Origin of the sequence: Campylobacter sp. RM19072 (assembly GCF_024723485.1) — a bacterium.
GTDB classification, from domain to species: Bacteria; Campylobacterota; Campylobacteria; order Campylobacterales; family Campylobacteraceae; genus Campylobacter; species Campylobacter porcelli.
The window spans coordinates 36,685-52,253 of sequence record NZ_JANQCU010000003.1 but is presented as its reverse complement, the minus strand read 5'-3'; the positions used below and the strand labels follow the sequence as shown (position 1 = coordinate 52,253).

Annotated in this window: 17 protein-coding genes; 4 read left to right on the top strand and 13 right to left on the bottom strand. The window is 35.1% G+C overall.

Features of this window, described 5'->3' with window-relative positions; all coding sequences use genetic code 11:
* Positions 1–44: 44 nt before the first annotated feature.
* The 11 genes from CSUIS19072_RS02965 to CSUIS19072_RS02915 all read right to left on the bottom strand — a co-directional run bounded on the left by CSUIS19072_RS02965 (position 45) and on the right by CSUIS19072_RS02915 (position 9,370).
* Positions 45–1,697: a polysaccharide biosynthesis/export family protein gene (locus CSUIS19072_RS02965; RefSeq protein ID WP_086242337.1), complete on the bottom strand. Its 1,653-nt coding sequence runs from the start codon at positions 1,695–1,697 to the stop codon at positions 45–47.
* Positions 1,698–1,762: 65 nt separating this feature from the next.
* Complete coding sequence (locus CSUIS19072_RS02960; protein WP_086237275.1) at positions 1,763–2,083, bottom strand: hypothetical protein; 321 nt, start codon at positions 2,081–2,083, stop codon at positions 1,763–1,765.
* Between the two features lie 56 nt (positions 2,084–2,139).
* Entirely contained in the window at positions 2,140–3,498 is a 1,359-nt protein-coding gene (locus CSUIS19072_RS02955; RefSeq protein WP_086237073.1) for a cytochrome P450, read from the bottom strand.
* A 10-nt stretch (positions 3,499–3,508) separates the two neighbouring features.
* Complete coding sequence (locus tag CSUIS19072_RS02950; RefSeq protein ID WP_086237074.1) at positions 3,509–4,615, bottom strand: alpha/beta hydrolase; 1,107 nt, start codon at positions 4,613–4,615, stop codon at positions 3,509–3,511.
* A 107-nt stretch (positions 4,616–4,722) separates the two neighbouring features.
* Complete coding sequence (locus CSUIS19072_RS02945; RefSeq protein ID WP_086293406.1) at positions 4,723–5,904, bottom strand: replication-associated recombination protein A; 1,182 nt, start codon at positions 5,902–5,904, stop codon at positions 4,723–4,725.
* Between the two features lie 181 nt (positions 5,905–6,085).
* The gene (gene tpx, locus CSUIS19072_RS02940; protein WP_086237076.1) at positions 6,086–6,610 is read right to left on the bottom strand and encodes a thiol peroxidase; all 525 of its coding nucleotides are present in this window, start codon (positions 6,608–6,610) and stop codon (positions 6,086–6,088) included.
* A 59-nt stretch (positions 6,611–6,669) separates the two neighbouring features.
* Positions 6,670–7,077, bottom strand: coding sequence for an RDD family protein (locus CSUIS19072_RS02935; protein WP_086293404.1), 408 nt, complete (start codon positions 7,075–7,077; stop codon positions 6,670–6,672).
* On the bottom strand, positions 7,074–7,685 hold the full coding sequence (pyrE, locus tag CSUIS19072_RS02930; RefSeq protein WP_086242333.1) for an orotate phosphoribosyltransferase: 612 nt from the start codon (positions 7,683–7,685) through the stop codon (positions 7,074–7,076). Before pyrE ends, CSUIS19072_RS02935 begins: the two co-directional genes overlap by 4 nt.
* 1 nt (position 7,686) lies before the next feature.
* Positions 7,687–8,244: a ribosome recycling factor gene (frr, locus tag CSUIS19072_RS02925; protein ID WP_086242332.1), complete on the bottom strand. Its 558-nt coding sequence runs from the start codon at positions 8,242–8,244 to the stop codon at positions 7,687–7,689.
* Between the two features lie 10 nt (positions 8,245–8,254).
* Entirely contained in the window at positions 8,255–8,590 is a 336-nt protein-coding gene (gene secG, locus CSUIS19072_RS02920) for a preprotein translocase subunit SecG (protein ID WP_086237080.1), read from the bottom strand.
* A 90-nt stretch (positions 8,591–8,680) separates the two neighbouring features.
* The gene (locus CSUIS19072_RS02915) at positions 8,681–9,370 is read right to left on the bottom strand and encodes a Bax inhibitor-1/YccA family protein (RefSeq protein ID WP_086237081.1); all 690 of its coding nucleotides are present in this window, start codon (positions 9,368–9,370) and stop codon (positions 8,681–8,683) included.
* 131 nt (positions 9,371–9,501) lie between these two features.
* Here CSUIS19072_RS02915 and CSUIS19072_RS02910 point away from each other — a divergent pair, with 131 nt between their 5' ends.
* From CSUIS19072_RS02910 to CSUIS19072_RS02895, 4 genes are all read left to right on the top strand, one after another.
* Positions 9,502–9,645 carry a hypothetical protein gene (locus tag CSUIS19072_RS02910; protein WP_180379373.1) on the top strand — a complete coding sequence of 48 codons (144 nt, stop codon included), beginning with the start codon at positions 9,502–9,504 and terminating at the stop codon, positions 9,643–9,645.
* Positions 9,642–10,385 (top strand): AraC family transcriptional regulator N-terminal domain-containing protein, encoded by a 744-nt coding sequence (locus tag CSUIS19072_RS02905; RefSeq protein WP_086293402.1) that lies wholly within the window; start codon positions 9,642–9,644, stop codon positions 10,383–10,385. The genes CSUIS19072_RS02910 and CSUIS19072_RS02905 overlap by 4 nt, the downstream gene beginning before the upstream one ends.
* Before the next feature lie 141 nt (positions 10,386–10,526).
* Positions 10,527–11,504, top strand: a complete 978-nt coding sequence (locus tag CSUIS19072_RS02900; RefSeq protein WP_236845281.1) for an alpha/beta hydrolase — start codon at positions 10,527–10,529, stop codon at positions 11,502–11,504.
* Positions 11,505–11,557: 53 nt separating this feature from the next.
* Positions 11,558–11,899 (top strand): cyclophilin-like fold protein, encoded by a 342-nt coding sequence (locus CSUIS19072_RS02895; RefSeq protein ID WP_086237276.1) that lies wholly within the window; start codon positions 11,558–11,560, stop codon positions 11,897–11,899.
* Between the two features lie 384 nt (positions 11,900–12,283).
* Here the strand turns inward: CSUIS19072_RS02895 and CSUIS19072_RS02890 are convergent, their stop codons facing one another.
* Entirely contained in the window at positions 12,284–14,665 is a 2,382-nt protein-coding gene (locus CSUIS19072_RS02890) for an IdeS/Mac family cysteine endopeptidase (RefSeq protein WP_086237083.1), read from the bottom strand.
* Positions 14,666–14,896: 231 nt separating this feature from the next.
* Positions 14,897–15,442: a superoxide dismutase family protein gene (locus tag CSUIS19072_RS02885; RefSeq protein ID WP_086237084.1), complete on the bottom strand. Its 546-nt coding sequence runs from the start codon at positions 15,440–15,442 to the stop codon at positions 14,897–14,899.
* Positions 15,443–15,569: the final 127 nt, after the last annotated feature.

Here is a 15,569-nt window from a genome sequence, read left to right as displayed (position 1 = left end):
AGATAATTAAATAGAATAAATCAAATTTATTCTATTTATAGTTTTTACAAATCTATAACCACCTTAGCAGCTATGGCTAATTGGTATAAAATTTGAGTTAAAATACTTGTAGCTTGTAGCATTTTGGTCTCTACCTTTGGTAAAACCAAAATCGAATCCCCAGGATAGACATCCTCTCCGCTAGAGGCTTTGAATTTACCAGCTTTACCATTGGCTGAAACTAGTATAACTCTACTGCTATCAGCCCTAGAGCTTAAATCCCCAGCCATCTTGATATAATCTTCAATATCAGAGTTAGCCACATGAGTAAATGCTCCTGGCATTGATACCTCGCCTTGGACAATTACTATATTATCCTTTGTTGGTATATAGATGGTATCATCTTCTTGTAATACAATTTGATAAATATCATCTTTATTGCTAATCACCACTTGACCCTTAGGCTCAACCATTCTAGCACGCTCTATAAAATCCAAAATCGCCTTAGCCTCAGTCGCTCTAATCTGCGCTTCTTGGGTTGTATCTGATGAGGTAGTAAGGGCTATGGATTCTAGCTCTCTTAGGTGTGAATCAATCAAATTTTTTTGCATTTTAGCCACACTTTTTCTAAATAGCTGAAGTGCGTCTATATTTGATTGTGGATTAAAGCCGATCTTATCCATCAAATCTCCAAGAGTAGCACCCTTTGGCATAACTATCGCACGAGAGCCACTATGCTCTCCATCTATATTTACACGCACTTCACTAGCAGAGTGATCAGTCATAAACTCAACCGCATCTCCAGCCCTTAAGTTAATAGAATCGAATTTAGCTAGTGGATAGCTATTGATTTGAATTTGACTATTATCTGCGTGACTTCTTACAATCGCTTGAGTAACAACTGGTTTAATACCAGCTAATCTAGCTAACTCTTTTAAGCTCATTGTCTTATCTTTTGCCTCAAATCTATATGAGCGAAGCACCTCGCCACTAGCACTCATATACGCCCCAACGCTACCTACTAATATCACATCTCCATTTTTAAGCGCAAACATCTCTATCTTGCCATCAACCATAAAATCATATAAATCCACTTTTTTATAAGGCTGATTATTACGAACAACTATAATATCACGAAAGCTACCATACTGCGGATTTATGCCACCAGCTTTATCTATGAATTGGATAAGTGAATCTGAGCTAAGCCCTTGATAAAGACCAGGTCTATTGACATTGCCAGTTACAAATACAGATACATTTTGATAAATTCCCATATCAGCATAGACATGGACATTCTCTTTAAATACCTTTTTTACGCTTTTTGAGATTGTCGCGACTAAATTTGAGTTTTTCACACCCAAAAGCTTAATAACACCAACTTTTGGTAAAAATATATTTCCTTGAGAGTCTATAGTAAGTTGTTTTTCAAACTCATACGCCCCCCAAAGCTTCACATTTACCATATCTCCAATGGCTAAAATATAATCAGGATTATAGATATGCTGACTAACCATCGTAAAATTACCATTAAATAAATTCTCTCCAAACACGGTTTGTACCGGCTGAAAATTATATGTAGTTTGGTTTAAATCTTGTGTATTTGTAGTAAATGATTGAGTAGATGAAACTACCGAATTTGCTGAGTTTATAGATTCTGTTTGCACCGCAGCTATAGATGAAGTTGTAAAAATAGCTAAAATTAATAATAATCTTTTCATTTTATAATCTTTCCAAATTTGAGTAGTTTATAATTCTACATTAAAATCGATTAATAAATGGCTAATCAACGCCTTTTATCAAATTTTCTTTTACCTATTGTTTGCTCATTTAGTCTTCTGCTTAGCATTAAATCGATAATTGGCTGCTCTCTTTTATTTGCTCTTTGGCAGTGGTTTTTTTGAAATTTATCTGTGATAAATATCACGATTTTAGCCCATCTTTTATGACGCATTCTCCACGCATGGCTAGATACGGACTCCCAAGCATAGCCATTAAATATAGTAGCATTTACGAAGTGATCAAGTGCTCTAACGCCTTGTCTAGCACGAGTTGGATCGCCAAAAGTGCCAACAATAACAATATAAATATACCCAATTATAGCCATCGGGACAAGCACACACAAAAGTGCCGTCCCAACTATCTTCTCCTTTAATCTCAAATTCACTGCCTTCGCGTCATCTTAATCATCATGCCATTAGCCGAACGCACAGTGAGCCTACCAACCACATCAGGGATAAAGCCATCTTTTAACTCCAATTTAAATTCTCTTAAAATATTAGCCAAAATTATAATCGCCTCTTGCATAGCAAAGCCTTGTCCGATACAAATTCGCTCACCTAGCCCAAATGGCATATACTTCTCTTTTGGAATATCATCATTATGCCTATCTGGTCTAAACTCATGTGGAGCATCCCAAAAATCCTCATGCCTATGAATAAGCCATGGTGCCACAACCACGCCAGAGCCTTTTTTTAATACCTTATCCCTAATTTTAGTATCATTTTTGCTTTGTCTAGCAAAAAAGCCAACTGGCGGATATAGCCTAAGTGCCTCTTTAAAAACATTAGTTAAATATCTCATATTTTTTATATCAGAGATGCTAAATTTGCCATCTTTATTAATGCTAATTACCTCATTATACGCCTTTTGCTGTGCATCTTGATCAAGGCTTAAGCAGTATAGCGTCCATGTAAGCGAACTAGCTGTAGTCTCATGACCTGCTAAAAATAGCATGGAAACCTGATCTAAAATCTCTTCAAAGCTAAATCTTTGATTACTATCAGCATCGATAGTGTGTAAAAGCGATGATAAAATATCACAATGCGTATCATTAGCGTAATTATCATATCTAGGCTTGATAATATTTGAGAGATTTTGCCTTATTATCTCTCCAGCTTTCATTCTTTTATTCTCTCCAAGTATATTTGATAGCCATTGTGGCACACAAAAAAACTTCCTAATAGCCGTTCTAGCGGTCTCTTCTTGGAATGTTACAAATGCGTGTAAGATCTCTTTACCTTTTTCTTCATCAAGCTTTGCACTCATAATGGTGCGAAATATAACATCTGCAGTTACAAAAGTCATATGCTCATCAACTTCGATAATAGAGCCATCTTCATACTTCCTAAATCTATCCATCATATCAGCAGCCGCACTACTCATAAGATCAAAAACCTTGCTAATCCTAGTCATCTCAAAGCTAGGTCGTAAAAGCTCTCTTTGCTTTTTCCACACTTCACCATTGGTAGTAAAGATACTCACGCCTAAAAGTGGCTTTAAAAGCTCGTGAAGTAGATCGCTTTTTGGGAATTCCTTGACATTATCAATCATAATTTTGCGAACTTCATTTGGGTCATTTACTACAAATAGATCAAATCCAGGCATCTTCACTCTACCAGATCTCATCTTATAGCTCTTGACATAAAGCCCATCTAGCCATGATCTGCGTTTAAGCAAAAAGGTCGTTATCAATCCAGCCTTATTATTATGTGGTTTTGGATGAAATGGACATACTCCCATATTAGCTCCTTTAAAATTTCTTATATTCAAGTTTGTTAGGATCTGCAACTAAGTAAAAATAGTCATATCCACCACGAATTTGAGTCGCCTTAAGATATAAAAAATGCACTTCATACCACTTATACCTTATATTTTTATATGTTTGTTTATCATAAATTTTAAAAAATCTTACAGATATTAAATTTGGCGAATTTTTAACACTTCTATCTAAAAGCTTGACATAATCAACCATAAAAAAGCACGCCCCATCAATCTTAGAGCTAAAATCTAGCCAGGTAATACCAGAGTTTGCTACTACTTCAAGATCGTTTTTAAATTTATCCCCATGGTTATGAAAAGATGCCAAAGGTGTGCAACCACCGATTAATACAAGCTTTAAATTTGATATATCCACTCCAAGGGCTTTACACTTTCTTATCACATTAGCTACGCTACTAATAGCTATAATACTCCCAACACTATGAGCTACAACCATAATCTCGCTACTAATATTTTGACTATTTTTTAAACTCTTTATAATCTCATTAGCAAAGCTCTCATTTCTTGCTTCAATGCCATCAATCTCGCCCTTAGCATATCTATAGCAAAATCTATATATACTAAGTAGCCAAAATATCCCAGCTTTATTACCAAGATAGAATATCGCTTTACTACTAAAATAGAGTATAAAAATAGAGATTACTAGCCATAAAATCACACTTTCTATAAAATTGCTAAGCACATAACAGATCAATCCAATAAAAAAATATATAGATAAAATAGAGAGTATAGGGTAGTATCCAGCGATTAATTGAGTGCGTGAATGCTTAGCCACCATGCGTGATACACCAGAAAAAAGATGTCCAACCAAAGAGGCAAAAAGTGCATTAAAAATATCTAAAAATCCCTTACAAAAATGCTTACTAGCTATATCATTCCAAGCTAAAAAATTATATCTAGTCTTACACCCTTTATACTCTATATCAAAATAGAATAGCTCATCTTTTTTTAGTTTGCCTAAATTTAGTTGATCTTGCTCTATTGCGCTTGTTTTATTTATATTATTTTTAAAGATGGAGTAGTAGTATTTTGGACTTCTAGGATCAAATCCAGCGATATAAAATAGCTCTCTATGCAACCTCTACCCCCCCCCCAATTAATTTACAAACTGGCTATTCTAGCAAATTTAATCATAATCAAAACTTAAATTAAGATTATAAAAACCCTATTAATCTTTATTGGAATTTAAATTTTTCCTTTAATTTTTAAAAGCCAATCATCTAAGGTTTTTTCAAACCCAATAGAGTTGCTATTATAAAATTTAATATCTTTTTGCATATATTTTTGCTCTACCCAACCACCAAAATCATGCGGATACAAATAATCTTTTTTAGCCACATCTGTATTGATAAGATATGGTAAAACCGGCATTGATGGATTTTTACTTATATAATCAAGTGCGAAATTTATAGCCTTATAGCTAGAGTTTGATTTTGGCGAACTAGCTAGATAAACAGCACATTGACTTAGGATAATTCTAGCTTCTGGATAGCCTATTTTAGATACTGCTAGCATAGCATTTGTAGCGATATTTAGGGCATTTGGGTTAGCATTTCCTATATCTTCACTAGCGAAAATCACCATTCTCCTAGCTAAAAATTCAGGCTCCTCACCAGCTGCTATAAGCCTTGCAAGGTAGTATATCGACGCATCAACATCGCTACCCCTTAAGCTTTTTATCATCGCACTTATTAGGCTATAGTGGGTATCCTTGCTACTACTTCCTTCGCTAAAGCTAGAGCATCGCAATGTTTTTAAAGTATCTAAATTTATATTTTTATCCACGCTTATGGCATATTCAAGTAGATTTAACATACTTCTAGCATCGCCTGAGCTTGAGCTAATCAAATACTCCTTAGCACCTTCATCTATAGTAAAATAGATATTTTTTTGTATATCATTTAATAACTCTTCTAAATCTGCGTATGATAGCGGCTTAAACTCAAATATCATCATTTTAGAGCGAATTCCGCTACTTACTATAAATTTTGGATTTTCAGTTGTGGCGCCTATTATTATACACTTTCTTTCTTCCATCGGGATCAAAAGAGTCTCTTGCTGAGTCTTGCTAAGGCGGTGAAATTCATCGATAAATATAAGCGGCAAATAGAGCGACCCGTCAAATTTAGCTATAATCCTTCGTATATCCTCGCTTTTTAAATTCGCCCCATCAAGCTCGAAAAATTCATAATCCATCTGCTTGGCAATGATCCTAGCCATAGTGGTCTTACCGCTTCCAGCCGTGCCGTAAAATAGGCTATGTGGGATATTTTTATTATCTATAAATTTAGCAAAAATCTCTCTAATCTCCTTATGACCTACCATATTCTCAATTTTAGTTGGTCTAAATTTAAGGCTTAAATTCATCTTTTTCCTTTTATAGGGTAGTTCATTGTCAAAATTATACAATAATAAAAATCTTTAAATAGCAAAATAGTAGAAAATGGATTTAAAAATAGCGATAGATGGTGAAATTTAAAAGCGATACACAACTTAAAATTTCACCAAAAAGCGTGATATGATAAATTTAATCACGCTTAAAATTTACTTAATGAGAGCAACCGCAGCCGCAGCCACCGCCTATAGCTTTTAATGCTGCATCGTAGTTTGGCTCAGTTGTGATTTCGCTAACTAGCTCTTTATAGACCACAACGCCATTTGGATCAAGCACGAAAATAGAGCGAGTTAATAACCCCGCAAGTGGGCTACTAGCTAGTAAAACGCCATACTCTTTGCCAAATTTAGCACCTTTAAAATCACTAGCTACTCTTAAATTTTCAATCCCTTCAGTCGAGCAAAATCTCCCCATAGCAAATGGAAGATCGAGCGATATAACTGTAGCTTCTACATTGCTTTTGCTAGCTACTTTTTGATTAAATGTTCTAGCTTCAGTAGCACAAACTCCAGTATCTAGGCTTGGAACGACTATTAATACTTGATATTTGCCACTTGCTCCGCCCACGCTTATAGTAGATAGATCTTTACCTACTAGCTCAACTTCTGGAGCTACTTGACCTACATTTACACCTTTTCCTTCTAACTCTACTGCTGTACCTTTGAAAGTTACTGACATATCATAATCCTTAATTAAATTTGCAAGTGCAATAATATCAAATTAAGATAAATAAACTCTTAATAACTCTTTTGAACTACGATTGTCCCTGCTAATATATCGTGCAAATTTCGCTTATCTTTTCTAAAAAAACAAAAAAGCGATCCACCAAAAATAAATGTAGTAATAAAGAAAAAATATCTAAGCAAGTATATAATCAAATTCGCCTTCTTGCCATTTAAACCAACTAGATAGATCCCTTGGGCTTTATATCCTGGGCTTTGTGCTTTAAAAGCAAAAAATAGAGATTGGATAAGACCAAAAACTAGCCAAACTAAAAAGATGGCTAGTTGATTGCTTTGAAACTCATCTTTACCACTTAAAATAGCATAAGTCATAATATACAAAAGCGGAGCAGCGATAAAAAACATATCCATGATAAAGGCCTTTACTCTGCTAAAAATATTTGCGGCTATGGCTCTATTCATGCGTTGCCACGGCTCCCTGGTTTAATAGCTTTTGAGCCATCTTTACACAATGGACAAGACTCAGGTGGGTAAATCTCAAATTCAAAATTACCAAGAGCAAAAAGCGGCTTATCATCTGGCAATTTACAACTATCTTTTTTCTCATTATTTAATCCACTAACCGCACAAAATCCACGATTAGCTAGCGCTGCAAAGCCCACTACAATACCACCTAAACTCTCAATAATCTTAGCACTCTCTAAGGCTGAACCACCAGTTGTGATTATATCTTCGCATATTATGAATTTTTCGCCCTTTTTCACGCTAAAACCACGCCTAAGAGTCATCACGCTATCTACTCTTTCAGTAAAGATAAATCTCTTTTTACCAGCTCTAGCTAGCTCATATCCGGCTAAAATTCCACCAAGAGCAGGCGAGCAAACACTATCAAATTCAACCCCAGCTTGAGAAATTTTGTTAAATAATTTATCGCACAAAACACCTGTTAAAATCGGATCTTCTAAGACCTTTGCACTTTGGAGATAAAACTGCGAGTGATTTCCACTACTTAGTAAAAAATGCCCTTGTAGATATGCTCCAGCCTCTTTATAGATTGATTCTAAATTCATATTAAACCTTTAAAAGCTCTGCTTCTTTATCTTTTACTATTTGATCCACTTTAGCGATGTAATTATCGGTGATTTTTTGCACCTCATCATAGCCTTTTTTGATCTCATCTTCGCTTAGGGTTTTATCTTTTTCTATCTTTTTAATATCATCATTTGCGTCTTTGCGAATATTTCTGATGGCTACCTTGGCTTTTTCGCCCATAGCTTTAGCCTCTTTAGCGTTTTTTTGGCGATCCTCTGTTGTCATCGGAGGGAAAAATAGCTTAACGCTCTCTCCATCATTGTTTGGATTTACTCCGATATTTGCAGCCTGGATAGCTGCGGCTATGGTCTTTAGCATAGACTTTTCCCATGGAGTTATAGTAATTGTGCTTGCATCAGTAGTTAAGATAGTAGCAACTTGATTTAACGCCGTAGGACTACCATAGTAATCCACATGAATATGATCTAAAATATTAATACTTACCTTGCCGGTGCGAAGTGTGGTAAAATCACGCTTTAAAGCCTCTAAAGCCTTATCGTTGTGTTGTTTTTGGTTATTGTAAATTTCATTTAGCATATCTATCCTTTTAGTTGGCTGTTGTATTACTATCTATTACTGGAGCTAATGGTGCTGTAGGCACTGCCTCAGGCAATTTAAACGAGTCAAATTTAGCACTATCTACTACCGAATCACGCAAAGATTGATTATAGGTATAACCAAGAGCTAGTGTATTAATAACAAATAAAAAGCCCATAAAAAATGTAAATTTAGCTAAAAATCCAGCCGGCCCCTTAGCACCAAATAAACTCTCATTGCTCCCACTATAAGCCCCAAGCCCCATAGAAGCACTCTTTTGCAATAATATGACAATAGTCAAAATCACCGCTAATAAAACTTGAATAATAAGAAGAATTGAACTCACGAGTATCCTTTGATTGATAGTATAATTAGCCCGTGATTATAGCAAAAAAAGTTAAAAATTTAGTTAAGCCGCCATCTAGGCAGCTTAAGTTTATTCTCGATTAAATATACCAAGAAGATTAAGAAGTGAAATAAATAAATTTAAAATATCAAGATACAAAGAAACCGCCGCAAGCACCGGACTATCATATCCGCCACGCAAAATCATCTGAGTATCATAAAGGATATAAGCACTAAATAGTATCGCACCAACTGCTGAAATTACAGTGGCTAAAACTGCACTTTGAAAGAATAAATTTAAAAGCCCAGCCACCACAATCACAATTAGTGTGATAAATAGCATTTTACCCATCGATGAAAAATCTCTTTTGGTATTAAAAGCAAAAAGAGTTAGCCCACCAAAAGCCACAGTAGTCATCAAAAATGCTTGAGTGATGATATGCCCCATACCAGCACCTATATAGGTATTAAGCACTGGACCTAGAGTAAGACCACTTACAAAAGTAAATCCAAATAGCAAAAATAGAGCTAAAGTTGGATTTTTGCGTGTGAAAAATAGACCAAAAAGCATTCCAAGCTCAAGGATTAAAAGCATCCAGCTAAAGCTTTTAACATAATCAACGCCGATATATGCCCCCACAGTCGCAGCTAATAGCGAAGCACTAAGAAGCTGATAAGTCTGCTTAACAAATGTCGCTCTAGCACTAATAGACTGCTCACTCTCATAAGTGCGACTAAACTCATTTTGTTGTGATGAGAGATTTCTATTATATAAACTCATTTTTCCTCCAATAAAAATTTACCCATAAGTCTAGCAAAATAAATTTAATACTAAATGAATTAAACCAATTTACAATATATTGTATAAGTAATTTTATTATTTTAAATATATCTATGTTTAAAGGCATTGTAATGATGGATAAAATTTGTAATATTTTAGATGATAAATTTCCGCAAAATGGCGTATTTAGTAGTGAATTTGAGTGGCTATATTTTTATAAAATTAATAAAAAAGCCAATTTAGCCACACATTTTATGAGCCATCATTTTGCGTGATTTTAAGCGGACAAAAGGAGGTTTTGATAAAAAATCAGATATTTTATTATGACAATAGTCGCTACTTAATAGCCCCAATGTATCTAAGCGCCAAATCAGCAATCACAAAAACACCATATCTTGCCCTTAAAATCGCATTTAGTGTAGATGAAATTTTAGAGATAATCAAAGAAATTGGCATTAATAAATTTAACAATACAAAAGATTTGGGGCTATTTTTTGGAGAGCTAGATAAAAATTTGCTTAATGCGATATTTAGACTTATCAGTCTTGAAAATAGCGATAAATTCAGAGCAAATTTAATAAAAAAAGAAATTTTATATCTGCTTTTAAGTGGCGATGGGGGAGATTTTTTACGCTCATATACGCAAAATGGAAGTATGAAAAATATTATTTTAAAAGCCATTAATGAGATAAAAATGAATTATAAAAATCAGATAAATATAGAAAATTTAGCAAGAAATTTTAATATCTCATCATCATCTTTTTACTCAAATTTCAAAGAGATAACAGGCGTAAGCCCGCTTGTGTTTATAAAGCATTTAAGGCTTGAAGAGGCCAAAAATATACTCCTAAATAGCAATCTTGATGCTCATAGCGTGGCTTTGATGGTGGGCTATGAGAGCTGGACACAATTTAGCCGTGAGTATGCTAGAATGTATGGCTTGCCGCCGATAGCTCACACAAAATTCCTAAAATCGCAAGGATTTTATAAAATTAGGCTACTATCTCTTGAATAAAAATAGGTAAAATTATCATACAAAATTTGAAGGAAAAAATATAAAAAACTTACAAAGCTAGCCTTGCCTTTCGTGCTTAGCACCTCTTTAATCTCAGCAAATGCAAATGAAAAATATGAACAAAAATCCCCATTAGAGCCAGTGTCCTTAACTCAAAAATGGGATAAAATTTTCACTAAAAGTAATAAGATTAATCACGCAAAAGTTACATTTAAAAATCGCTATGGCATTGTTTTAGTCGGCAACCTTTATGTGCCTAAAAATTTAAATGGCAAGGCTGGTGCGATAGCTATTAGCGGTCCATATGGTGCAGTTAAAGAGCAATCAAGCGGAATTTACGCCCAAAATCTAGCCGAGCGTGGTCTTATCACACTTGCTTTTGATCCTAGCTTTACTGGAAAGAGCGGTGGCACACCACGAAATATCAGCAGTCCAGAGATAAACACGGAAGATTTTAGTGCAGCAGTTGATTATCTTGGAAATTTAAATATCGTAAATAGGGATAAAATCGGAATTTTGGGTATTTGTGGATTTGGCGGATTTGCCTTAAATGCTGCTATTTTAGATACAAGAGTAAAGGCAGTTGCAACAAGCGTAATGTATGATATGACTAGAGTTATGGCAAAAGGTTATAACGACGCAAATGATGATAAAAATAAGCGTAAAGAGATGAAAAAAGCGATGAATGAGCAAAGATTTATTGATACAAAAACAGGCGTGATCGCACTTGGGGATAAAGAGACTCATTTAATTAGTCCAGAAAATATCACTGACAAAACACCAAAATTTGTAGCTGAGTATTCGCAGTTTTACAAAACAAAGCGTGGATTTCACGAGCGTTCAATAAACTCAAATGGAGCATGGGCTATCACAAACTCACTACCATTTATAAATATGCCGATTTTAAGCTATATCTCTGAGCTTGATACACCTACTTTAATCGTAGCAGGAGAGAATGCTCACTCTCTATATTTTAGTCAAGATGCCTTTAGTGCTATAAATGGCGATAAAAAAGAGCTTGTAATTATCCCAAATGCCGTTCATACCGATCTTTATGATAACACTACTGGCAAAATTCCATTTGATAAATTTGAGCAATTTTTTAAAATGAATTCGTAATATTTCGCATAATTTTTGCGTTGATTTTGGTGCTAAATTTAAAAGCAAATGAGATGAAAATCGTATTTATAACCCAAAGTGGCAAGGTTTTTGCCACTTTAAATGATAGCAAAATATCAAGGGATTTTTACTCTCTTTTGCCATTAAAAATTGAGCTTAAAGACTACGCTGGGGCTGAAAAATACGCTAAATTAGCAAGACCGCTTGATATAAGAGATGAGCCAAGCACAGATGGGAAAAAGGGCGATATTTCGTATTTTGCGCCGTGGGATAATTTTGTGATTTATTACAAAAATCAGCCCTTTTATGAAGGTATTATCCGCTTAGGTAGATTTGATGGCGATTTCAACGCAGTTATAAACTCAAAAAATGTAGAGATAAAGGTAGTAAAATGATAAAATTTGATGGCATCATAAAGCCAAACACAGAGCTTTTTAATCATATTAAATAATTAGTTAAAATAAATAGAGAAAAGGTCGCAAAACTAAGCGGTGCGTATCTTGCTCGTGATAAGATACGCCATATTTATCAGCCATAACTAGCTTAAGGTTGATGAGAGTGTGATTGTAAATTTGCCCTTTTATACAGATTTTGGCACTACATTAGGCTTGGTAAAAATATCAGCGTTAATGCCATAATAGCCGCCGCTTCTGTTGCAAAGTCCCAAATAGTCGTAGGCAACCAGGCAAAAATTATTAAAAATTTAATTTTTCTTAATAATTACTATTTTAGCTCTTAGTTCAAGCGGAGTTAATAAATCCAACTCCGCTTATTAAAAATTAAAATGAATATCTAGCATTTAAATTCACAGCTAAATCTGTATCATAGTCACCAAAAGCTGATTTTTCCAAGGTTAAGCCAATCCTTAGATTATCACTAGCTATCATATTTAGACCCAAATTCATAAGCATTCTAGAGTCTTTGTCGTTATATTTAGCACTCTCGCCATCTATGACTATCTCTGAGTTTTTCACCATCTCCCATTGATAGCTAAGCCCTCCAAGAGCGTAAGCTCTGATATGTCCTAGCCAAATCTCTCTTGCGAAGTTAAATCCAGCCCTTCCTACAAGCAAGTCTGACCCCTTAATATCCATCTCAAAGCCATTTTGATTTTTTATTGTTGCTCCGCTATTATTTAGATACACAAACTCAGCTTGTGGCTCAACATAAAAATTATCAAAATCAAACCTATAGCCAAATTCCCCACCTAAATAGAGTGAGTTTGTATTATAATCTGTATTTAAAAAGCTTAAGCTCATATTTGGGAAGTTATAATCCATTTTATGGTTATTTCTAGTATATTTTGCAATAGCATCTATATACCAACCACTATCAAACACTCCAGATATATAAAATCCCCCTCCGATAGCTTTGACATCGCCTTTTGCGTTATTGCCATCTATATCATTTTTTGTATGAGTTATAGTCATACCGCTAAAGATAGAACCGCTTGAAATTTGACTTTGTTTATCAAAACCAGCTTGAATATGGGTAAATCTATTTTCAAATCCATCAGCACTACCCTCACCGCTTAAGACCCTAGCCCAGCTACCAGTAGTTGCATTTATACCTCTTAATTCACCCATCCTTTTATTAAGGTTGTTAATATCAACATAGTTCATATCTATGCTTAGCTTTGAAGCGTCATTTGCCTCTTTAAGGGCTTCTTGATTTGTAGTTTTGATAATCTCTATACCGCCATTTTCATCTTTTTTAATATCATAATTAACTAGACCTTTATTTTGCACAAGCGGAAGATTTAAATCAGGGTTATACAAAGCTATATCTTTGCCATTTTTTTGAATTTTATAAAATACAGTATCGCCAATCTCTTCAATTTTCAAATTTAGCTCACCATATCTACTTACGGCATTTTGCACTGACTTGGTGGTTGCTTCTATGCTAGGATTGCTCGTGCTAGATCCGCTGGTACTGCCACTTGTGCTACCGCTTTGATTTCCAACATCTGGAGCTAAGGTGCCGCCGGTATTACCGCCTTGGTTACCAGAGTTGCCACCTTCTGGGGTTGTGCTACCTGTGTTAGAGCCTTCGCCATTAGATCCTTGATTGCCAGTGTTTCCTTGGTTGCCACTCTCACTGCCGCTATTAGAGCCACCAGTATTGCCTTGGTTGCCGCTAGATCCTTGGTTTGAGCCACTTTGGTTGCCACTCTCATTACCAGTATTGCCCTCGTTACCGGTGCTACCTTGATTACCAGAGTTGCCACCTTCTGGGGTTGTGTTACCAGTGTTGGAGCCTTCTCCGCTAGATCCTTGGTTGCCAGTGTTTCCTTGGTTGCCCTCACTAGTTGAGACTCCACAAGCCCACTCACTACCTGGTAAAACGCTTAATAGACAATCTTTTCTATTAGAAGTATCTTTATATGTGCCATTATTTCTAGCTTCATCAATGCTTAAATATGTAATGCTATAAATCTCATAAAGGTCTGTAACATATGTATTTGTGCTAGATACATAGTAGCTATAAAGAAAGCGGAAGGTTTCATTGCCTTTATTATCCGGAGCGTAATTGCCTATAACTTCTCTTAGCGTAAGCTGTCCGGCTCTATCTGTTACAGAGTCACTCACATAGCCCTTTTTAATCTTGCCATTTTCATCAACTTCAATCCCCCAAAGTGTAACCGTGTGAGTATCATCAGTCAAGGCTGCAACGACTTTTCCGGTTTTGAAATTTTCAATCAAAGATTTTGTAATGCCTTCACTTTGATAGTTATATCTCTCAGTCCAAAATGGTGCTCCACTAATCTTAGTTGGCCCATACTCTCTTTCAAGATATGTTGGTTGATTGTGAGTTTCATAAATTTTAAAATTTGGCGAAAACTCTTGCAGGTAGTAGATCATCCCACGATATGGTTGTAATCCGCCTTGAATATGTGGATATTTCTCATAAAACCAATCTGTGATAGCCTTATTTCCTTGTGGTGCACCATCTTTTAAATCCACATTGGTTGTCAAATTCTTTTGCCACCAGCCAAGAGTATTTCCAGCTACAGCACCCCAACACTGATTTGGATGTTGTAAATAGGCACTCCAACCGCTATTTATATTAACCCCACTCGCCCAAAACTCATCTGCTAATAAAGGCGTAGATAAGGTAGAAACACAAGCTAAAATAGCGAATTTAGATAATTTTAAACGCATAATACCCCCCCCCCATACGCTAATAAATTAATGGCGATGATTATACATTAATAAAACAAAAAGATATCTGAATTTAAGATATATTTTATATTTATTAAATTTTTAGATGAGAATATTTATAAAAAGATGAATTTATAATAATTTAAATGCGAATTTGGTATTTGAAAATAGCCACTATAAGCCTTTAATAACCAAAAGGCTTATAGTCAAAAGCCCTAAAAAGAGCTAAAATTACTTAATAACGCCACACGCCATTCTAGCACCGCCGCCGCCAAGTGCTTTTGGATGATCGCTGTGATTATCTCCGCCGATATGAATCATAAGAGAGTGATTTTTTAACTCGCTTAGCTCTTTAATTCTAGGAGATAAAACGGGATTTGTCGCCGTGCCATCAGCTGCTACATATAGAGCTGGTAGATCACCTTTATGTCCGTTATCATCCCAAGGGAAAGAGTGATTGCCAGTATTTGCTGGATCCCAGTGACCGCCTGCTTTCATACCTAGGCCTTTATCTGTCGCACCGCAATCTGGATTTGTATGAACATGGAAGCCATGTAGTCCTGGCTCTAAACCTTTAAGATTTGGAAAAAATGCTACGCCGTAGTTTGTTTTAACTGCGATTACACTACCTACTGGAGTGTTTTTATCTTGTCCTAGTAAATCAACTTTGATCTCTACATGATCAACGCTTTTAGGGTCAAAAACCGTCATATTAGCAGCTAACAAACTAGAGCTAGCTAGCATTAAAGCAGATGCTACAAAACCAAATTTTTTCATATTTATCCTTTGTAATGAAATAATTTCGCATTGTAACAAAAAATTATTAATAAAGTAAAAATTTTTAATAAAAAATTTCAATATTACTTAATAAAATTATCATCTATGATTTTAAATTCTTACTAAA

Excerpts from the sequence above, each read along its gene's own strand:
- CSUIS19072_RS02945 (WP_086293406.1), bottom strand. The coding sequence starts at position 5,904 with ATGAATTTAAGCCTTAAATTTAGACCAACTAAAATTGAGAATATGGTA.
- CSUIS19072_RS02890 (WP_086237083.1), bottom strand. The coding sequence starts at position 14,665 with ATGCGTTTAAAATTATCTAAATTCGCTATTTTAGCTTGTGTTTCTACC.
- CSUIS19072_RS02910 (WP_180379373.1), top strand. The coding sequence starts at position 9,502 with ATGATGGATAAAATTTGTAATATTTTAGATGATAAATTTCCGCAAAAT.
- pyrE (WP_086242333.1), bottom strand. The coding sequence starts at position 7,685 with ATGAATTTAGAATCAATCTATAAAGAGGCTGGAGCATATCTACAAGGG.
- CSUIS19072_RS02965 (WP_086242337.1), bottom strand. The coding sequence starts at position 1,697 with ATGAAAAGATTATTATTAATTTTAGCTATTTTTACAACTTCATCTATA.
- CSUIS19072_RS02960 (WP_086237275.1), bottom strand. The coding sequence starts at position 2,083 with ATGGCTATAATTGGGTATATTTATATTGTTATTGTTGGCACTTTTGGC.
- CSUIS19072_RS02885 (WP_086237084.1), bottom strand. The coding sequence starts at position 15,442 with ATGAAAAAATTTGGTTTTGTAGCATCTGCTTTAATGCTAGCTAGCTCT.
- CSUIS19072_RS02955 (WP_086237073.1), bottom strand. The coding sequence starts at position 3,498 with ATGGGAGTATGTCCATTTCATCCAAAACCACATAATAATAAGGCTGGA.
- frr (WP_086242332.1), bottom strand. The coding sequence starts at position 8,244 with ATGCTAAATGAAATTTACAATAACCAAAAACAACACAACGATAAGGCT.
- CSUIS19072_RS02895 (WP_086237276.1), top strand. The coding sequence starts at position 11,558 with ATGAAAATCGTATTTATAACCCAAAGTGGCAAGGTTTTTGCCACTTTA.
- CSUIS19072_RS02915 (WP_086237081.1), bottom strand. The coding sequence starts at position 9,370 with ATGAGTTTATATAATAGAAATCTCTCATCACAACAAAATGAGTTTAGT.
- CSUIS19072_RS02935 (WP_086293404.1), bottom strand. The coding sequence starts at position 7,077 with ATGAATAGAGCCATAGCCGCAAATATTTTTAGCAGAGTAAAGGCCTTT.
- tpx (WP_086237076.1), bottom strand. The coding sequence starts at position 6,610 with ATGTCAGTAACTTTCAAAGGTACAGCAGTAGAGTTAGAAGGAAAAGGT.